General features: G+C 69.2%; 13 protein-coding genes. 7 read left to right on the top strand and 6 right to left on the bottom strand.

Annotation, left to right across the window (positions count from 1 at the left end; genetic code table 11):
* Positions 1–17: 17 nt before the first annotated feature.
* Together cysC and KDY119_RS12895 are read right to left on the bottom strand one after the other, a co-directional pair.
* Positions 18–1,274: an adenylyl-sulfate kinase gene (gene cysC / locus KDY119_RS12900; protein WP_036946685.1), complete on the bottom strand. Its 1,257-nt coding sequence runs from the start codon at positions 1,272–1,274 to the stop codon at positions 18–20.
* A complete protein-coding gene (locus KDY119_RS12895) occupies positions 1,271–2,155 on the bottom strand; it encodes a sulfite exporter TauE/SafE family protein (protein WP_407657402.1) in 885 nt (294 codons plus the stop codon). Before KDY119_RS12895 ends, cysC begins: the two co-directional genes overlap by 4 nt.
* Between KDY119_RS12895 and KDY119_RS12890 the strand changes: the two genes are divergently transcribed.
* The 6 genes from KDY119_RS12890 to KDY119_RS12865 all read left to right on the top strand — a co-directional run bounded on the left by KDY119_RS12890 (position 2,109) and on the right by KDY119_RS12865 (position 8,690).
* Positions 2,109–3,242 (top strand): 3'(2'),5'-bisphosphate nucleotidase CysQ, encoded by a 1,134-nt coding sequence (locus KDY119_RS12890; RefSeq protein WP_227994337.1) that lies wholly within the window; start codon positions 2,109–2,111, stop codon positions 3,240–3,242. The two genes, KDY119_RS12895 and KDY119_RS12890, sit on opposite strands and share 47 nt — an antisense overlap.
* Positions 3,239–4,141, top strand: a complete 903-nt coding sequence (gene cysD / locus KDY119_RS12885; protein ID WP_036946682.1) for a sulfate adenylyltransferase subunit CysD — start codon at positions 3,239–3,241, stop codon at positions 4,139–4,141. The genes KDY119_RS12890 and cysD overlap by 4 nt, the downstream gene beginning before the upstream one ends.
* Before the next feature lie 3 nt (positions 4,142–4,144).
* Positions 4,145–5,413, top strand: coding sequence for a sulfate adenylyltransferase subunit CysN (gene cysN, locus KDY119_RS12880; protein ID WP_036946679.1), 1,269 nt, complete (start codon positions 4,145–4,147; stop codon positions 5,411–5,413).
* Positions 5,414–5,700: 287 nt separating this feature from the next.
* A complete protein-coding gene (locus KDY119_RS12875; protein ID WP_153022402.1) occupies positions 5,701–6,549 on the top strand; it encodes a hypothetical protein in 849 nt (282 codons plus the stop codon).
* Between the two features lie 38 nt (positions 6,550–6,587).
* A complete protein-coding gene (locus KDY119_RS12870) occupies positions 6,588–7,499 on the top strand; it encodes a cation diffusion facilitator family transporter (RefSeq protein WP_036946676.1) in 912 nt (303 codons plus the stop codon).
* Between the two features lie 120 nt (positions 7,500–7,619).
* On the top strand, positions 7,620–8,690 hold the full coding sequence (locus tag KDY119_RS12865; RefSeq protein WP_051136190.1) for a hypothetical protein: 1,071 nt from the start codon (positions 7,620–7,622) through the stop codon (positions 8,688–8,690).
* 88 nt (positions 8,691–8,778) lie between these two features.
* Here KDY119_RS12865 and KDY119_RS12860 read toward each other — a convergent pair whose 3' ends face one another.
* Together KDY119_RS12860 and KDY119_RS12855 are read right to left on the bottom strand one after the other, a co-directional pair.
* The gene (locus KDY119_RS12860; RefSeq protein ID WP_083890582.1) at positions 8,779–10,866 is read right to left on the bottom strand and encodes an acyltransferase family protein; all 2,088 of its coding nucleotides are present in this window, start codon (positions 10,864–10,866) and stop codon (positions 8,779–8,781) included.
* Positions 10,867–11,003: 137 nt separating this feature from the next.
* Entirely contained in the window at positions 11,004–11,975 is a 972-nt protein-coding gene (locus KDY119_RS12855; RefSeq protein ID WP_051136189.1) for a sulfite exporter TauE/SafE family protein, read from the bottom strand.
* A 268-nt stretch (positions 11,976–12,243) separates the two neighbouring features.
* Here KDY119_RS12855 and KDY119_RS12850 point away from each other — a divergent pair, with 268 nt between their 5' ends.
* Positions 12,244–13,305, top strand: coding sequence for a hypothetical protein (locus tag KDY119_RS12850; RefSeq protein WP_148283993.1), 1,062 nt, complete (start codon positions 12,244–12,246; stop codon positions 13,303–13,305).
* A gap of 86 nt (positions 13,306–13,391) precedes the next feature.
* Here the strand turns inward: KDY119_RS12850 and KDY119_RS12845 are convergent, their stop codons facing one another.
* On the bottom strand, positions 13,392–15,134 hold the full coding sequence (locus KDY119_RS12845; protein ID WP_148283992.1) for an Ig-like domain-containing protein: 1,743 nt from the start codon (positions 15,132–15,134) through the stop codon (positions 13,392–13,394).
* A gap of 433 nt (positions 15,135–15,567) precedes the next feature.
* A complete protein-coding gene (locus KDY119_RS12840) occupies positions 15,568–16,491 on the bottom strand; it encodes a collagen-like protein (RefSeq protein ID WP_036946670.1) in 924 nt (307 codons plus the stop codon).
* Positions 16,492–16,802: the final 311 nt, after the last annotated feature.

The raw sequence follows: 16,802 nt of genomic DNA, 5'->3' as shown, positions 1-16,802 counted from the left end.
CCGGCTCGGCCGGCTGGTCACCAATGTTGCTCGCGTGTTGGCCCGGCCAGCACGACCGTGAGGATTCGATCCACCGCGTCCTCCACAGAGACCCTTGTGGTGTCGAGGACCAGATCGGCATCGGTCGGAACCTCGTAGGGCGAGGAGATTCCGGTGAAGTCAGGGATCGAACCGGCACGCGCCTTCGCGTAGAGCCCCTTGCGGTCCCGCGCCTCGCACACGGCGAGAGGCGTGGCGACATGTACGAGCACGAACCGTGCGTGCTCCTGGGCGAGCCGCCGGACATCGTCGCGACTCGCTGCGAACGGCGCGATCGGTGCTGCCACCGCGATGCCCCCGTGCTGCGCGACGAGCGCGGCGACGAATCCTATGCGGCGCACGTTCGTCTCCCGGTCGGCTCGGCTGAAGCCGAGACCCTCTGAAAGGTGATGCCGGACGGCGTCACCATCGAGCAGGGTTGCTGCTCTGCCTTCCTCCTCGAGGCGGCTGACGAGAGCTCGGGCGATGGTGGACTTGCCCGAGCCGGAGAGACCCGTGAGGAGGATGACCGCCCCCCGCGCAGGAGTGAGCGCCGCATCGAGCTCGGTGGCCGACGCCGGGGGATAGAGGGCGTCCGCGAGCGCCCGCTGCCGGCGGCGCAGGGAGAGGACGGCCTCCTTCTCGAGTCGAGGTCGTTCATCGTCCAGCAGGAGGACGGTGTCCGCTCCGTACGCGTCAGCGAGCGTCTGGGCGGTCGGGGTGGTCCCCGGAGCGCTCGGGACCGCCACGAGCACCACGTCCGTCTCGTCGGCATCCTGCCGAAGCTGCGCGACGGCGTGCCGGGTCGCACGGACGAGTCCGTCGGCGGAGATCGCGCCCGGGGGCGTGCGCCGTGAGACGAGAACCACCACGACGACGATGCCCGGCCGCGCCACGTCGGGCGACGATATGAGCTTGCCCAGGGCCGTCAGGTCGCCGCGCGTCGGGAGGGAGCGGACCACCGCGACCATTCGGGTTGCCCCGCTACGCAGCTCGGCCCGAATCTCGCTGGCGGAGCGCCGGATGGCGGGGTCCCACGCCGGTCCTGTGCCGCGCGCCAAGGGCCGCAGGGGGACGAGGGTGACGAGGTCGGCGGAACGCTCCGCCCGTGCCAGCGGCGTGTTCTCGTGGTCCGTGTACGTGACGGCCGAGACGCCGTCGGGGAGTGCGGGTGCAGGGCCGACGCCGAGCAGCGCACGCTCGAGGCCGTCGAGCGCGTCGTCCCCCAGGGCCACGGTGGTCGTGGTAGGGCTCATGCTGTTCCACCGTCCTTGGTCGCTGGCCGGTCCGGGCTGGCTGGTCGCGGAGACTCGGGGGGTGTTGCCGAGAATCGCCGTCGCACGGCGATCCAGAGCACGTTGCCGAGAACAAGGGCGGACACCGCGGACGCCGCCACCCAGCCGAGGGGAACACCGACGAGTCGTAGGCCAGAAGCCAGGAGAAGTATCGCCAGTGCTCTGCGGACGAGACCACCTGGGGCCTTGCTCGAGACCTGGGCGCCGAGCCACGCTCCGGGGATGGCCCCGATCAAGAGGGACGTGGTCAGCCCCAGCGAGAAGTCGCCGTAGAGGAGATGGCCCAGTGAAGCGGCCCCCACGAGGGGGATGGCCTGGACGAGGTCGGTGCCGACCACCTGCGACGCCTTGAGCGCCGGGTACATCAGGAGGATGACGACGATCACGATCGAGCCGGCGCCCACAGACGTCATACCGACGAGCAGCCCCGCAAGCGCCCCCAGCATCACGGTTGGGACCGGGCGGATCGTGACGTCGGGCGACGAGGGCGCGGCGGGGCCTTCTCCCAGTGGTTGAAGACGGGCCATCTGGAGTACGGCGCGCACGACCAGTCCGACGGAGGCAAGGAGCAGGGCGGCACCGAGGGCGACTTTCACCGTGGCGTCGAACCCATCGCCGAACGGCAGCAGGCGGAGCAGGAGCACGCCGGAGAACGCAGCAGGGACCGAGCCCACGCACAGCCATCCCACAAGCCTGAGGTTCACGGTACGACGACGGAGGTGCACGATCGCACCCGCCGGCTTCATGAACAGACTCGCGACCACGTCGCTCGACACGGCCATGAGGGGGTCGACCTTGAACACGAAGATGAGCATCGGTGTCATCAGCGCACCGCCGCCCATTCCCGTCAGACCGACCACGAAGCCGACCACGAGGCCGCCGAGGACGAGCGTCGGGTCGACGTTCATTCGGGCCCGGCAGACGCATGCGTGGCGCGAAGGCGAACGCAGACGGTCGAGTCCTGAGGCATCCCGCGATGATAGCCTCGGCCACTATTCGCGCCGTGTCACAGTTCGTCACGAGAACGTCACCAGGCGTGACGACGGCGGTTCCCCGGCATTCATCAGAGGAGTGATCTTGTCCCGTCCCGAACCGGTCGTCGTCGAACCCGACCTCGACGACGCTGGACTCGCTGCTGCCCTGGCCGAGGGTGCCGGGAGAGTCCTGGTCACGCTGCGCGACGCCGTCGACGAGGCCGACGACGAGTTCGATCCGAATCAGCTCAAGGCCGAGGGCGACGCACGGTCGCAGGCGTGGCTCGCTTCCCAGCTGCTCCGCGCCCGCGGCGACGACCTCGTGCTCTCTGAGGAAGCGGTCGACGATGTTGCCCGGCTCGATGCCGACCGGGTGTGGATCGTCGACCCCCTTGACGGGACCCGCGAGTTCGCCGAGCGCGCCGACGGCTCCTGGCGCACCGACTTCGCCGTCCACGTCGCCCTGTGGGAGCGCGGTGGTGGTCTGACCGCGGGGGCCGTCGGGCTTCCGGCGCGCGACCAAGTCTTCGACACCTCCCGACCAGCTCTGCCCGACATGCGCGACACCGCCGATGTCCTTGCCGGTCGTCGCCCGCTGCGCCTCGCCGCCAGCCGCAGTCGGCCGCCGGCCTTCGTCGCGGCGCTCGCCGAGCGCGGCGATGTCGAGCTCGTCCCCATGGGTTCGGCCGGCGTGAAGGTCGTGTCGGTCGTCGACGGGACCGTCGACGCCTACGTGCACGGCGGCGGACAGTACGAGTGGGACTCCGCGGCGCCCGTCGCGGTTGCCGAAGCGGCAGGGTACGTGTGCACGCGCCTCGACGGCTCCGAGCTCGAATACAACCGTGAGAACCCGTGGCTGCCGGACCTCTTCGTCAGTCACCCGGCCCTGGCGGCTCACCTGCGTCAGCTTCTCGACGTCGTCGGGGCGACCAACCAGGAAGGTGTCCAGCCGTGAGAAGCCGCGTCCTGAGCCAGCTCCGGAGCCTGGAAGCCGAGAGCATCCACGTCTTCCGCGAGGTCGTCGCGGAGATGCAGCGCCCCTGCCTGCTGTTCTCCGGCGGCAAGGACTCGATCGTGATGCTCCAGCTCGCCGCCAAGGCGTTCGCTCCGGCCCGCATCCCGTTCCCTATCATGCACGTGGACACCGGGCTCAACTTCCCCGAGGTCCTCACGTGCCGCGACCGCTGGGTGAACCGTCTCGGCATCCAGCTCGTCGTCGCCTCCGTGCAGGAGGCGATCGATCGCGGGCTCGTCCGGGAAGAGCCGAACGGCTCGCGGAACCGCATCCAGACACCCGTGCTCCTCGAGGCGGCAGAGAAGAACGGCTTCGACGCGCTGTTCGGTGGAGGCCGCCGCGACGAGGAAAAGGCACGGGCGAAGGAGCGGGTCTTCTCGTTCCGCGACGACTTCGGCCAGTGGGACCCGAAGAACCAGCGGCCCGAGCTGTGGAACCTCTACAACGGGCGGGTGCACCAGGGCGAGAGCATCCGCGTGTTCCCGCTGTCGAACTGGACCGAGCTCGACATCTGGTCCTACATCGCGGAGGAGGGCATCGAGATTCCGGAGCTCTACCTCGCTGCCGAGCGCGAGGTCGTCGAGCGTCACGGCATGCTCTACGCCGTCAACGAGTTCACGCCGGTGCGCGAAGGCGAGACCGCGGAGGTGCGGTCCGTCCGGTACCGCACGATCGGCGACGCGAACCTTACGGCTGCAGTCGAGTCGACCGCGTCCACGCTGCCGCAGGTCGTCGAGGAGATTGCGGCCGTGCGCCTGACCGAGCGCGGCGCCACGCGCGGCGACGACAAGGTCAGCGAGGCCGCCATGGAGGATCGCAAGCGAGAGGGCTACTTCTAAGACATGGCTACCGACCTGCTCCGTTTCGCCACCGCGGGCTCCGTCGACGACGGCAAGAGCACGCTCATCGGCCGTCTGCTGTTCGACTCGAAGACGATCTTCGCCGACCAGCTCGAGTCCGTCGAGAAGGTCTCCAAGGACCGCGGCAACGACTACACCGACCTCGCGCTCCTCACGGACGGCCTCCGCGCCGAGCGTGAGCAGGGCATCACGATCGACGTCGCGTACCGCTACTTCGCGACGCCGAAGCGGAAGTTCATCATCGCTGACACTCCCGGGCACATCCAGTACACCCGGAACATGGTGACCGGTGCGTCGACGGCCGACGTGGCCCTGATCCTCGTCGATGCGCGCAAGGGCTTCATCGAGCAGAGCAGGCGGCACACGTTCCTTGCGACCCTCCTAGGCGTCCCGCACATCGTGGTCTGCGTCAACAAGATGGACCTCGTCGACTACGACGAAGCCGTCTTCGAGAAGATTCGCGAGGACTTCACGGACTTCGCCGCACGCCTGCGGGTCAAGGACCTCACCTTCATCCCGCTCTCGGCGCTCAAGGGCGACAACGTCGTGGACCGCAGCGAGAACATGCCATGGTTCGACGGCTCGCCGCTGCTCAGCCATCTCGAGCGACTGCACGTCGCGAGCGACCGCAACCTCGTGGACGTCCGGTTCCCGGTGCAGTACGTGATCCGGCCGCACCAGCACGAACACCTCGACTACCGCGGCTACGCCGGGACCGTCGCGAGCGGCGTCATGAAGCCGGGCGACCGCGTCGTGGCGCTGCCGTCAGGGCTCGAGACGACCATCGCGTCCATCGAGACGGCCGACGGCCCGGTTGACGAGGCGTTTCCCCCGATGGCCGTGACCGTCCGCCTGACCGATGAGATCGACATCTCGCGCGGCGACATGATCGCGCGCCCGAACAACACGCCTGCGGCCGTGCAGGACATCGACGCCCAGGTGTGCTGGATGGACGAGACCGCGCCCCTCGTGCCGGGCAAGAAGTACGCCATCAAGCACACGACCAGGTGGGCTCGCGCCGTCGTCAAGCAGATCAACTACCGGGTCGACGTCAACACGCTGCACCGTGACGAGGAGGCTACCGCGCTCGGGCTCAACGAGATCGGCCGTACCCAGCTCCGTGTCACCCAGCCCCTGTTCGTCGACCCGTACCAGCAGAACTCGCAGACCGGGTCGTTCATCCTGGTCGACGAGAGCACCAACAAGACCGTCGCGGCCGGCATGATCGGCGGGCTCCCGCACACAGTCTGACCTTCGCTTTTCCCAGTTCGAGGAGACACGTACCTGTGGCACCCACCACCCCAGAATCTCTCGCGACCAGGCGGCGCGTCATGCTCCTCGTCACTGGAGCGGGACGCAGCGGGACCAGCTCGATGGCGGGCACCCTCGACCGGCTGGGGCTCCTTGTCCCCGAGCCGGTCGTGGGCGCCAACAAGCACAACCCGCGCGGCCACTACGAGCCCCAGTGGGTCGTCGACCTGCACAAGAAGTATCTGAAGCGGGCGCGCGTGAGCACGCTGGACGGCGACCCGGCCGCGGTGGATCTCGTCGACAAGGTATTTGCGACCGACGAGGTCCGTGGACAGATCCGGTCATGGCTCCGGGATCTCCCGACCGATGGTTCCGACGTCGTCGTCAAGGACCCGCGAACGTTCTGGGGAGCGAAGACCTGGACCGAGGTCGCACGCTCGGCCGGCTACGATGTCCGCTTTCTCACGATGTTGAGGCATCCCGCCGAGGTCGTCGGGAGCAGGAGTGCCCACTACTCGAGGGCGACCAACGAGCTGGAGCACCGACGCGAGGAGATCGCGAACCTCGCCGGCTGGCTCAATGTGAACCTCATCAATGAGGCCACCACACGTGGAGCGTCGCGTGCCTTCGTGCTCTACGAGGAGCTCCTGGCTGACTGGCGCCTCGCTCTTGCGCCGGCGGTCACCGACCTCGAGCTCGATCTGGGCGAGCAGCTCGCACCGGGACGGCACCATGACGTCGACGACTTCATCGAGCCGTCCCTCCGCCGCGTCGTCGCTACCTGGGAGGGCACCGACCTCCCCGAGACGCTGCGTGGTCTCGCGGACGACGCATGGACCGCACTTGCCGCACGTGCGCGCGGAGACATCGACGACCAGGACCTCGGCGAGCGACTGGACAGCGTGCGGACGAGCTACCGCGCTTACTACGAAGACTCGGCGATGGTCGTGACCAACAGGGTCAACCGGCAGACGTCGGATGCTCGGCGCGCGGGACGACGGGCATCGGTCGAAGGCCCCGGCGAGACGAGCGTCGCCACCCACACCTCCGGAATCTCTGCCAGGGACCTTGTCGGAGAGGTGTGGCGCCGTGGCAAGTCCAAGACCGGGCGAATCGTCGGTCGGTCGTCGCGATAGATTGGCGCCCACCTGTCACTGCGACCCCCGGAGGGTGCATGTCGAGCCACGAGGGCGGCACCAAAGCGATCGTTGCCGCGCTTTCTGCGAACATCGGGATCGCAGTCGTCAAGTTCGTCGCGTACCTGCTGACACACTCGTCGTCGATGCTCGCCGAGTCGGTCCACTCACTCGCAGACTCCGGCAACCAGCTCCTCCTGCTGCTCGGTGGTAAACGAGCCCGCAAAGCTGCCGACGTCGAGCACCCCTTCGGGTACGGGCGTGAGCGCTACCTGTATGCCTTCATGGTGTCGATCGTGCTCTTCAGTCTCGGCGGGCTTTTCGCGCTGTACGAGGCGTGGCACAAGTTCGAAGACCCCCACCCCATCGAGTCGTGGCAGTGGGTACCGGTCGCTGTGCTGCTCGCTGCGATCCTCATGGAGGGTGCGTCGTTCCGGACCGCGATGCGTGAGTCGAAGCAGGCCCGCGGGTCACGGTCCGTGTTCGAGTACATCCGCGCCGCGAAGGCTCCCGAGTTGCCGGTCGTGCTGCTGGAGGACTTCGGCGCGCTCGTCGGCCTCGTGTTCGCGCTCTTCGGCGTCGGGATGACCCTCGCCACCGACGACGGCCGCTGGGACGCTGTCGGATCGGCCGCTATCGGCCTGCTTCTCGTCGTCATCGCGGTCATCTTGGCGCTCGAGACGCGGTCGATGCTTCTCGGCGAGTCGGCCACCCCAGCGGATGTCGCGGCCATTCGCGCGGCGCTCGTGGGAGAGGGAGTGCCGTCCGTGATCCACCTGAGAACCATGCATCTGGGGCCGGACGAGCTCCTCGTCGCTGCCAAGATCGAGGTCTCGTCCACCGAGACCGCACCCGACATCGCCCGAGCCATCGACGATGCCGAGGCGCGTGTTCGGGCGGCCGTTCCGATCTCCACGACGATCTATCTCGAGCCGGATCTACGTCGGTAGTAGTTGGGTTCGGAGCGGCGGCGCGTGGTCAGGACAGTGGTTTCGGCTGACGTAGGATCCGTCCACCGTCCCGCGCTACGGTCCCATGGGGGGAACAGCGGGACGAAGAATTGAGGATCCATGATTCGCAGGATCATTGCCGCGGGGTCCGCGGCCGCCGGTCTTGTCCTCGCGGGGGCTGTCGCCCCGGCCGTCGCCGCCGGTTCGCCGTCGCCCGAGCCGCTGGCGGTCCACGTCACGACGGCGGACGTCGTCCTGAAGCCGCACGCGACCCGCACCTTGACTATCAAGGCCGCGCTGAGCCGTCCGCTCGCCAAGGGTGAGGTTGCAGCGGTCGTCGTCGGGCCCTGGGACTCCGACGACGTCGTACTCGTGCCGCTCGACGGTGCATCCGGCGGCAAGTCGCTCAGCACGTCGTTCCCGCTCGAAGCCGACACCCCGGTCGGGAACTGGGGTGCCGAGGTCGGCGTCTTCCAGGGCACCATCAATGACGTGTATGACGGTCACGTCGACCCGTTCGTCGACGTGACCACACGCTTCCACGTCAAGCTCCCGACGGCGTTCACGGTCAACGCGTCGCCGGAGCCGGCCGCGTACGGGGAGACCATCACGGTGGCGGGCTCCCTCACGCACTACTCCCAGACGGCCGAGAAGAACACGGTCTACAAGGGCAAGACGGTCGACGTGTACTTCGATCCGGCGGGCAAGGCGCCTCGCGCCAAGGTCGCCACGGTGACGACCGACTCCAAGGGCCAGTTCGCCAAGAAGTTCACGGCGAAGACCACGGGGGTCTGGAGCGCGCAGTTCGCGGGGACGTCGTCGTATGCGGCGGTCCGCTCGAACGGTGACAACGTGGCGGTCGCCAAGAAGAAGACGCACCTGACTCTGAACGCGGGCCCGGAGCCGGCGAAGAAGGGCTCCACGCTCACGGTCGCCGGACGTCTGACCCATGCGACGTCGGTGCGGGGCAAGGCGCACTACACCTCGTACCACGGCAAGACGTTGACGGTGTGGTTCAACCCCACCGGCCCGAAGGGCGCGACCAAGGTCGCCACCGTGACGACGAACGCGAAGGGCGAGTTCTCCAAGAAGCTCACCCAGTCGGTCGACGGCACCTGGCAGGTGACGTTCGCGGGGACGAAGACCTACGCGGCGGCGACTTCCAACAAGGACCACGTCGACGTGAAGTAGCGCGCGCTCGCCGTATCGGAAGGGCCCCTCTCCGTCGGAGAGGGGCCCTTGCCGTCACGTCGCGTGGATGACGGTGGCGGTGTCGGCTCTATCGGAAGGCCGCCATGACGGCCTTCTCGACGTCCGGTTCGAGCGTCCTCGAGAACGTCGCGGACATGTGCCCCTGGTCGAAGTAGGCGATCACGCCACCCACCACCCCACGGCACTCGTGGTCTGCGCAGAACCGGTCGGTCACGTCGAGGACGCTGACGTCACCTGAGCGGTCGGCCCTCGCGGCCCGGGCCAACGGGTCGTGCGGCACGGCGACCGTCTCGGGTGTCGCGCACGCGGTCAGGTCGTCCGGGTGCTCGGCGACGCAGTCCGGGACCGACGACGGGTGATAGGGGATGTCCGCGACCGCCAGGACGGGGATGCCGGAGCGCGTCCACGTCGACAACGTGTCCCCATAGAGCTCCTGGACCGTGGCGTCGTACTTGTCCGGGGGGACGCCTTCGAGCTGACGCCAGGTGCGGTTCGCCACGACGACCAGGTCGTAGCCGCCCTGCGCGACGGATCGGATCTGCCACCGGGCGAGGTCGAGACAGTTCTCGCCGGTCCCGTCGTCGAACACCTGAACCGCGTCGACGGTGTAGCACTCGGACGTCAGGTAGGTCGTGACCTGCCAGTCGTGCTTCTCCGCGAGGTCGGCGAGGGCCGGCTCCCAGGAGCCCGCGTGGGAGTTCCCGACGAGCGCGATCCGCGCCTCGGGGTGGGCGGTGCCGTACATGCAGGACTTGCGGGACGTGAACGGCGGGGAGTTCCAGCAGTGGTCCGCGTACACCCGGGCCTTGTCATCCTTGGCGAACGTGGCGGGTGTCAGCAGCTTCGTCCCGACGAAGTCGCACGTCGACGGGTGGCGTGCCGCGCCGGCGCCGACGCAGGTCGTGTCGCCGCGGAGCGCGTCGGCGACGGCGTCCGTCGCGGATGCGGCGGCGTGCTCTTCGTGCACACCCACGGCGGTCGCTGCGGTCGCGGTGACGCCCATGAGCAGGCCGCCGACGAGAAAGGTCCGCCAGAGCGGCCCCGCGAGGGTGTGGCTGTGCCGCACCGGGTCCTCGACCGCGGCCTTGGTGACCCGGCCGAGCAGGAACGCCACCGCCACGAGCGCGACCTTGACCGGCCAGGACAGCGGCCGGTCGAGCACGAACGGCACGATGACGAGCAGCGGCCAGTGCCACAGGTAGATCGAGTACGAGCCGTCGCCCGTCAGCTGCACGCCCCGCAGGCTCCACGCTCGGTCGGGAGATCCGACGACGCCGTCCGTCGCCGACGCGATCACCACCGCCGCCCCGACCGTGGGGAGCAGTGCGGCGATCCCCGGGAAGGGGGTGCCGTCGTCGTACAGGAAGGCTGCGGCCGTGATCGCCGCCAGCCCTAGCCAGGCGAGCGGCGCCCGTCCCGCCCGCGGGACGAGCCGGGCGCCGCGGACCTCGGCCAGACCCACCAGGCCCCCGAGCGCCAGCTCCCACATCCGGGTCGGCGTGACGAAGTAGGCGGCCGCCGGGTTCGTCGCCGTGTCGCGCAGCGAGAGCACCAGGGAGGCGATGAAGACCGTGGCGAGGGCGGCGCCCACGCACGGGAAGCGCCCGCGGGCCCGGCGTGCGCACCACAGCGCCGCCACGATGACCAGCGGCCACACGAGGTAGAACTGCTCCTCCACGGACAGGGACCAATAGTGCTGCACCGGGGTGGGCAGGTCGTCGGCGGCGAAGTAGTCCGTCGACGACGACGCGAGCGACCAGTTCTCCACGTAGAGCGCTGCGGCGGTCGTCTCGTGCGCGATGCGGGGCAGCGCCGTGGCAGGGAGGAACAGCACGCTTCCGACGAGGCTCGCCAGGAGGACGAGCGTCGCGGCGGGGAGCAGCCGACGCACGCGGCGACCCCAGAACGCACCGAGGTCGCGCCACCGCTGAGGCGGATTCGTCAGCAGGTGGGAGGTGATGAGGAAGCCCGAGATCACGAAGAAGACGTCGACGCCGACGTAGCCGCCGGTGAGCCGCCCGGGCCAGAAGTGCGAGAGGACGACGAGCGTCACCGCCAGGGCGCGAAGCCCCTGGATGTCGCGACGGGGCAGCGAGGTGTCTCGGGTGACCGGAGCGGCCGTGACATCGCTCGCAGCGGTAGTGGTCGCGGACATGTACAGGTATCCAGACGTGGGCGCCGAGTGCGCCCCCTCGGCGCACCGCTCAGGGTAGCGGAGCCGCTGGTCAGGACCGCTCGGGTGCCGCCGCCCACCTCCGAAGTCGTCCTCGGGAGCCCGCACCGATGGTCCGGTCACTTCTCCTGGCGGGCGGCCTTCGGGCTGAGTCGAGGAGTCGACGGCTGAACCGGCCGGGGGTCGGCCGCGGGGGCGGAGTCGTTCGGGGTGAGCCGCCGCTTCACCACGATCCACACGACGTTCCCGAGGACGAGCGCGGCGACGGCGGCGGCGACCACCCACCCCACCGGCGCTCCGATGAGCTTCAGGCCCGAGGCGAGGAGCAGGATCGCCAGCGCACGCCGGATGATGCCGCCGGGTGCGCGGCTCGAGACGTGCGCGCCGAGCCACGCACCGGGGATCGCGCCGATGAGCAGGGACGTGGTGAGCCCGAGGGAGAAGTCGCCGTAGAGCAGGTGACCGAGTGAGGCCGCGGCGACGAGGGGGACGGCCTGCACGAGGTCGGTCCCGACGACCTGGGACGCCTTGAGCGCGGGGTACATGAGCAGCAGGATCACGATCACGATCGATCCGGCGCCCACGGACGTCATGCCGACGAGCAGCCCGGCCACGGCGCCGAGCGCGACGGTCGGCAGCGGGCGGACGACGACGTCGGGGGAGGAGGGCTCGGCCGGTCCCTCGCCGAACGGCGTGCTGCGGCGGGTCATCTGGAGCACGGCGCGGACCACCAGGCCCGCGGACGCCAGGAGGAGGGCCACGCCGAGGACGACCTTCACTGCGTCGTCGAACCCGTCCCCGAGCGGTAGGACGCGGAGCAGCAGCACGCCGGAGAACGCGGCAGGCACCGAGCCGAGGCACAGCCAGCCCACCAGGCGAAGGTTCACGGTGCGACGGCGCAGGTGCACGACGGCGCCCGCGGGCTTCATGAACAGGCTCGCGACGACGTCGCTCGAGACCGCCATGAGGGGGTCGACCTTGAACACGAAGATGAGCATCGGCGTCATGAGGGCCCCGCCGCCCATGCCGGTCAGGCCGACCACGAAGCCGACGACGAGACCCCCGAGGACGAGGGCCGGTTCGATGCTCATGGCCCCGCGTGGCGGGTGGACGGGGTGCGGCCGATGGGGGCGACGGCCGTGCTGCCGGGAGGCATTCGGCGATGATAGAGCGACTCGTGCCGCATCGTGGACACTCGCTCCACCCTGTGAGACAACGCAACGCGCGACGGACGTGCTCCGCTGTTGGTGTGCCGTTTCCCCGTTGTCCACCGGACGGCGTCCTGGACCGGATAGCGTCCCGCCACCGTCCCGCGCCACGGACCCGCTGGGGAACAGCGGGACGGCGAACGGGGAACCCATGCTCAGAAGAATCATCGCCGCAGGCAGCGCGGCTGCCGGGCTCGTCGTGGCGGGAGCCCTCGCGCCCGCCGTGGCCGCGCCGACCGACCCCGCGCCCGTGAAGGTGCTCTCGGTGTCGGCGACCAGCGTCACTCTCAAGCCGCACCACACCGTGTCGATCAAGGTCACGGCGAAGCTCAGCCGTGCGCTGGTCGGCGAGGAGGAAGCGGACGTGATCGTCGGTCCTCACGAAGCGACCGGGCCCGACGAGCTCGGTATCGACGAGCTCACGCCCACGTCCGTGCCTACGACGCTCACCACCACGTTCACGGTGCCCGACTCCGTGCGCCCCGGGCTGTGGGACGTCGAGGCGGCCGTCTTCGCCGATTCGAAGGCCGAGGACCCGTCTGCCTACAGCGACGCCACCTTCCATGTGAAGCTCCCGACGGCGCTGAAAGTCGACGCGGGACCCGAGCCGGCCGCCGTCGGCGAGAGCCTCACGGTCACCGGGACGCTCACGCGCTACGGGCAGTCGACGGGCAGATACGCCTCGTACAGCGGACGCAAGGTCGACGTGTACTTCGACCCGGCGGGCTCGGCGCCGCGGACGAAGGTCGGCACGGCCACGACCGACGCCTCGGGCCGGTTCACGAGGAAGGTCACCGCGAGGACCACCGGGGTGTGGAGCGCCGAGTACGCCGGCTCGACGTACTACGCGGGCGTCCGGTCGGCGGGCGACACCGTCGCGGTCGTCAAGAAGAAGACCCGCCTGAGCGTCAACGCCTCACCCGAGCCCGTGAAGAAGGGTGCGAAGGTCACCGTCGCGGGGAGGCTGACGCACGCGACCTCCGTCCGCGGGACCCTGCACTACACGTCGTACCCCCACAAGACGCTCACCGTCTGGTTCGACCCGGCCGGCCCGAAGGGCGCGTCGCAGGTCGCGGCCGTCACGACGTCGTCGTCGGGCACGTACTCCGTGAAGCGCACCCAGGCGGTGGCAGGCACATGGAGCGTCCGATTCGCCGCGACGCCGAGCTACGCCGCGTCCGCAGGCAAGGACGCCGTCGCCGTGACGAAGTAGGCAGCGGGGCGCGCACGAGGCGGCGACCCCTCTCGCTCCGAGGGGCCGCCGCCTCTGGCCATGCGTCGTCGGCGCAGCGTGTGCCGTCAGCGGACCTTGAGCTTCACCGTCTTGGTCGTCTTGGCGGCGATCTTCGAGGTTCCCGAGTACTTCGCGACGATCTTCACGGTGCCGCGCTTCTTCGTCTTCGGCAGCGTGACCGTGATCTTGCCCTTGCGCGAGGACGTCAGCTTCACGGTCTTCACCTTGTGACCGTTCTCGTAGACCTTGATCGTGCCCGTGGGCTTGGTGATGCCCTTGACCGCGACCTTGACCGTGACCTTCGGCTTCGAACCCTTCTTGATCTTGGTGTGCGCGAGCCTCACGCTCGCCGCCGCCGACGCCTTGGTCACCTTGACCTTGGTACCCACCGCGATCGCCTCGACGTAGCGAGCCTTGGTGGCGGCGTCGGGCGAGAACGTGGCCGTGACCGAGTGGGTCTTCACGGACAAGGTCTTCGGCAGCGTGTAGGCGGCCACCCCGGCCGACGACGTCCGCACCGTCTTCAGCGTGCGCGAACCGTCCTTGAACGTCACGGTCCCGGTCGGTCGCACGCCGTTCGTCGTGGCGGTGCGCGCCGTCACCCGGACGGCGGTCTGCGCGTACCGCTGGGTCGTCGCGGTCCGGGCCACGGAGAGCCGGGCCTTGCGGTGCACGACGAACGACACGGACGCCGTCGCGCCCTGCGCGGCCACCCGGATCGAGACCTTGCCGCTGCGGGTCGTGAACGTCTTGCCGTCGGGAAGGTACGACGTGCGGTTCGACGCCGGTCCGATCGGCACGATCGCCTGCTCGTTCTTGCTCCAGTTGCCCCAGCTGGTCTCGCCCTGGCTCGTCGCGAGACGCATGACGCGCACCCCGTCGTCGACGGTGTAGTCGCCGCTGCCACCCATGTCGTAGGTGCCGAACGGTGAACCGAGGTCGGTCGCGGGGAACGTGACACCCGGCAGCGAGGGCCGATATTCCACGGTGTAGACCTCACCGGTGGACGGGTCCTTGACCTGCGCCGCTTGCAGACCGGCGGGCGCGCCCTTCTCGCTGGCTGGGACCGGCTGGAGCGTGAGCGCGGTCGTGTCGGTGACCGTCCGGCGCTGTGCCGTCGAGAGGAGTCCGAGCCGGATCTTCTGCGGCCCGGAGAGAGCCGGGATGCCCTTGTCGCCGTTTCCTCCGCCCATGACGTCGTACGGGTCGAGGTAGCTCGCCATCAGGCAGGACAACGAGGAGAACGCGCCGTCGCTCGCACCCTTCAGGCACCACCACATGCTGGCGTGCTGCAGTCCGAAGTTGTGGCCGAGCTCGTGAGCCAGCGACTGCCGGCTCTCGTAGAACTGGGACGCGTTCGCGTGATCGGCGGCGGCGTCGGACGCGCCGAACAGCGCGAACGTCAGACCGCTGTTGCCAACTGATGCCTTGGTCGGCGTCGTGCCGAGCCCCAGCATCCCGTTGCACGTCGTCAGACCATGCGGGTCGCCCGCCGCGAACGGGTAGAGGACGACGAGGTGTTCACGCGCAGCCGGTCCGGTCTTCGGGCTGCCGCCGCCCCACCAGTCCTGCTTGTTGCTCGTGACGGCCTTCGAGCCCTGGGTCCACAGCTTGGTGACGACCGACGTGTTGTCGGCGCTCGAGGACGACGAGCAGGTCGCGGTGGCTGTGACGTACTTGATCGTCTTGACGGTGAACGAGGCGCGTCCGTTCGTCTGGCCCGACCAGTATCCGGACACGTCTGAGACGAGCGAGCGCACGTCGGAGTCCTGGACCGTGCGCTTCTGCCCCTTGGGGGTTGCGATCACGACATCGAGCTGATGCACGGTCGACGAGGCCGTCGCCGCCGCCAGCCCGCCCAGGGTCTCGGAGCGGAGCAGCGGCGAAGGGTCCGCGGTCGGCGTCGAGCGCGGGGCCCAGGGGAGTGTGTCGTCCTGGTTGCTGCCCGCCGACGGCGACGCAAGAGTCCGCGACGGTGACGTCACGTGCGGCGACGGTGACGCCGCCACAGCAGGGACCGCCAACGAGACGGTCAGGGCGCTCGCCACGAGGGTCGAAGCGAGCGAGATGGCACGCCGTCGGCGCATGGTCCCCCCAGAGAATTCAGTGAAGCGCCGATGCTTCTGCTCGGCGGCATGAGAGTACCTGGTCAGCGGGCAAGAGCGAGCGGCCCGTCGCTCAGGTGAGCGACGGGCCGCCGGGTGAAATCGCGTGCGCCTCAAGCGGCTACGCGGACACCTGTCACTTGGCGTTCAGCCCCACCCACGAGAGCGTGGTCGCGACCGAGAAGTCGCCGGATCCCGCCGAGCCCATGCCAGAGTTGTAGCCGAAGGCGTCGACCTCCAGCGCGGTGGGCTCGTCGAGGGTGACGATCGCAGTCCCGGAGGACGTCTGCTCAAGGACGCCGGACGTGCCCCGATCCGGGTTCGCAACCCCGCCGGCGGGAGCCGTGGCGAACGTCGTGATGTAGGTGGCGGCAGGGAAGCCGTCACCCACACCCGAGTTGACCTGAACCTGGATCTGCGGGGTGGCGTCGGTGTCCGAGGACTTCCAGATGTCGGAGTTGACGGTGAGCAGGTATGTGCCCGCCGGCAGCACCTCGGTCGTGCCGACCTTGGTGTGCCCCTTGGTCCCTGTGTTGTTCACAGCCTTCCAGGAGCCGCCGAGCTGTGCGATCACAGCCGGGTCGAACGACTGGCTCTTCGGCGAGACGAATGCGTCCTTGCCGTCCTTGCCGTCCTGCCCCTTCGGTCCGGTGTCGCCCTTCGCGCCCTTGGCGCCGGTGTCGCCCTTCGCGCCCTTGGCGCCGGTGTCGCCCTTCGCGCCCTTGGCGCCCGTGGCACCCTTGGCGCCGGTCTTGCCCGTGAGCGCCTTCTTGGTGCTGGACGAGAGGTCGGACACACTGAGCGAACCGTTCTTGATGTCGGCGCCGGTGAGCGACGCGTTGGCGACGTCGGCGCCGTGGATCGACCCGTCCTTGATGTCGGCGCCGGTGAGCGAGCCGTTCTTCACGTCGGCGCTCGTGACGCTGTTGTTCTTGATGTCCGCGCCCGTGACGTACGAGTGGCTCTTGGCCGATGCGGTACCGCTGACGCCGAACGCGACGCCGCCGGCGATGACGGTCGCAGCGAGAATGCTGGCTGCGGCCTTACGAGGCAACTGCATGGTGACTCCTCAACAAAGTGGTTCTACCGCCGGACCGCAGGGGCGAGCCCGACGGGGGACAAGGTTCGCGCAACGCCGCGCGCAGGCATCTGGCTTGGCTAGTTACATCGCCCGGAGAAACGTTTCGTAGGTGCAGCGCTCGGCGCCGTTGCCCCCCTGCGGGCAGGACGGGTCCTGCCCCAGTGGCACGTACGCCCATGGTGAGAACGGGCCGAGCCGGACGTTAGCACCGGCAACAGACGAAGTGGGTCGCCCGCCCAAAAGCGACGCATCGGGGGCGGGTGAAATCGCGCGAACGGCACTTGGACATG

The sequence above is a fragment of the Luteimicrobium xylanilyticum genome, assembly GCF_009429125.1.
Classification (GTDB): domain Bacteria; phylum Actinomycetota; class Actinomycetes; order Actinomycetales; family Cellulomonadaceae; genus Luteimicrobium; species Luteimicrobium xylanilyticum.
The sequence above is the reverse complement of the archived record's forward strand: the minus strand, read 5'-3'. Positions and strand labels throughout refer to the sequence as shown.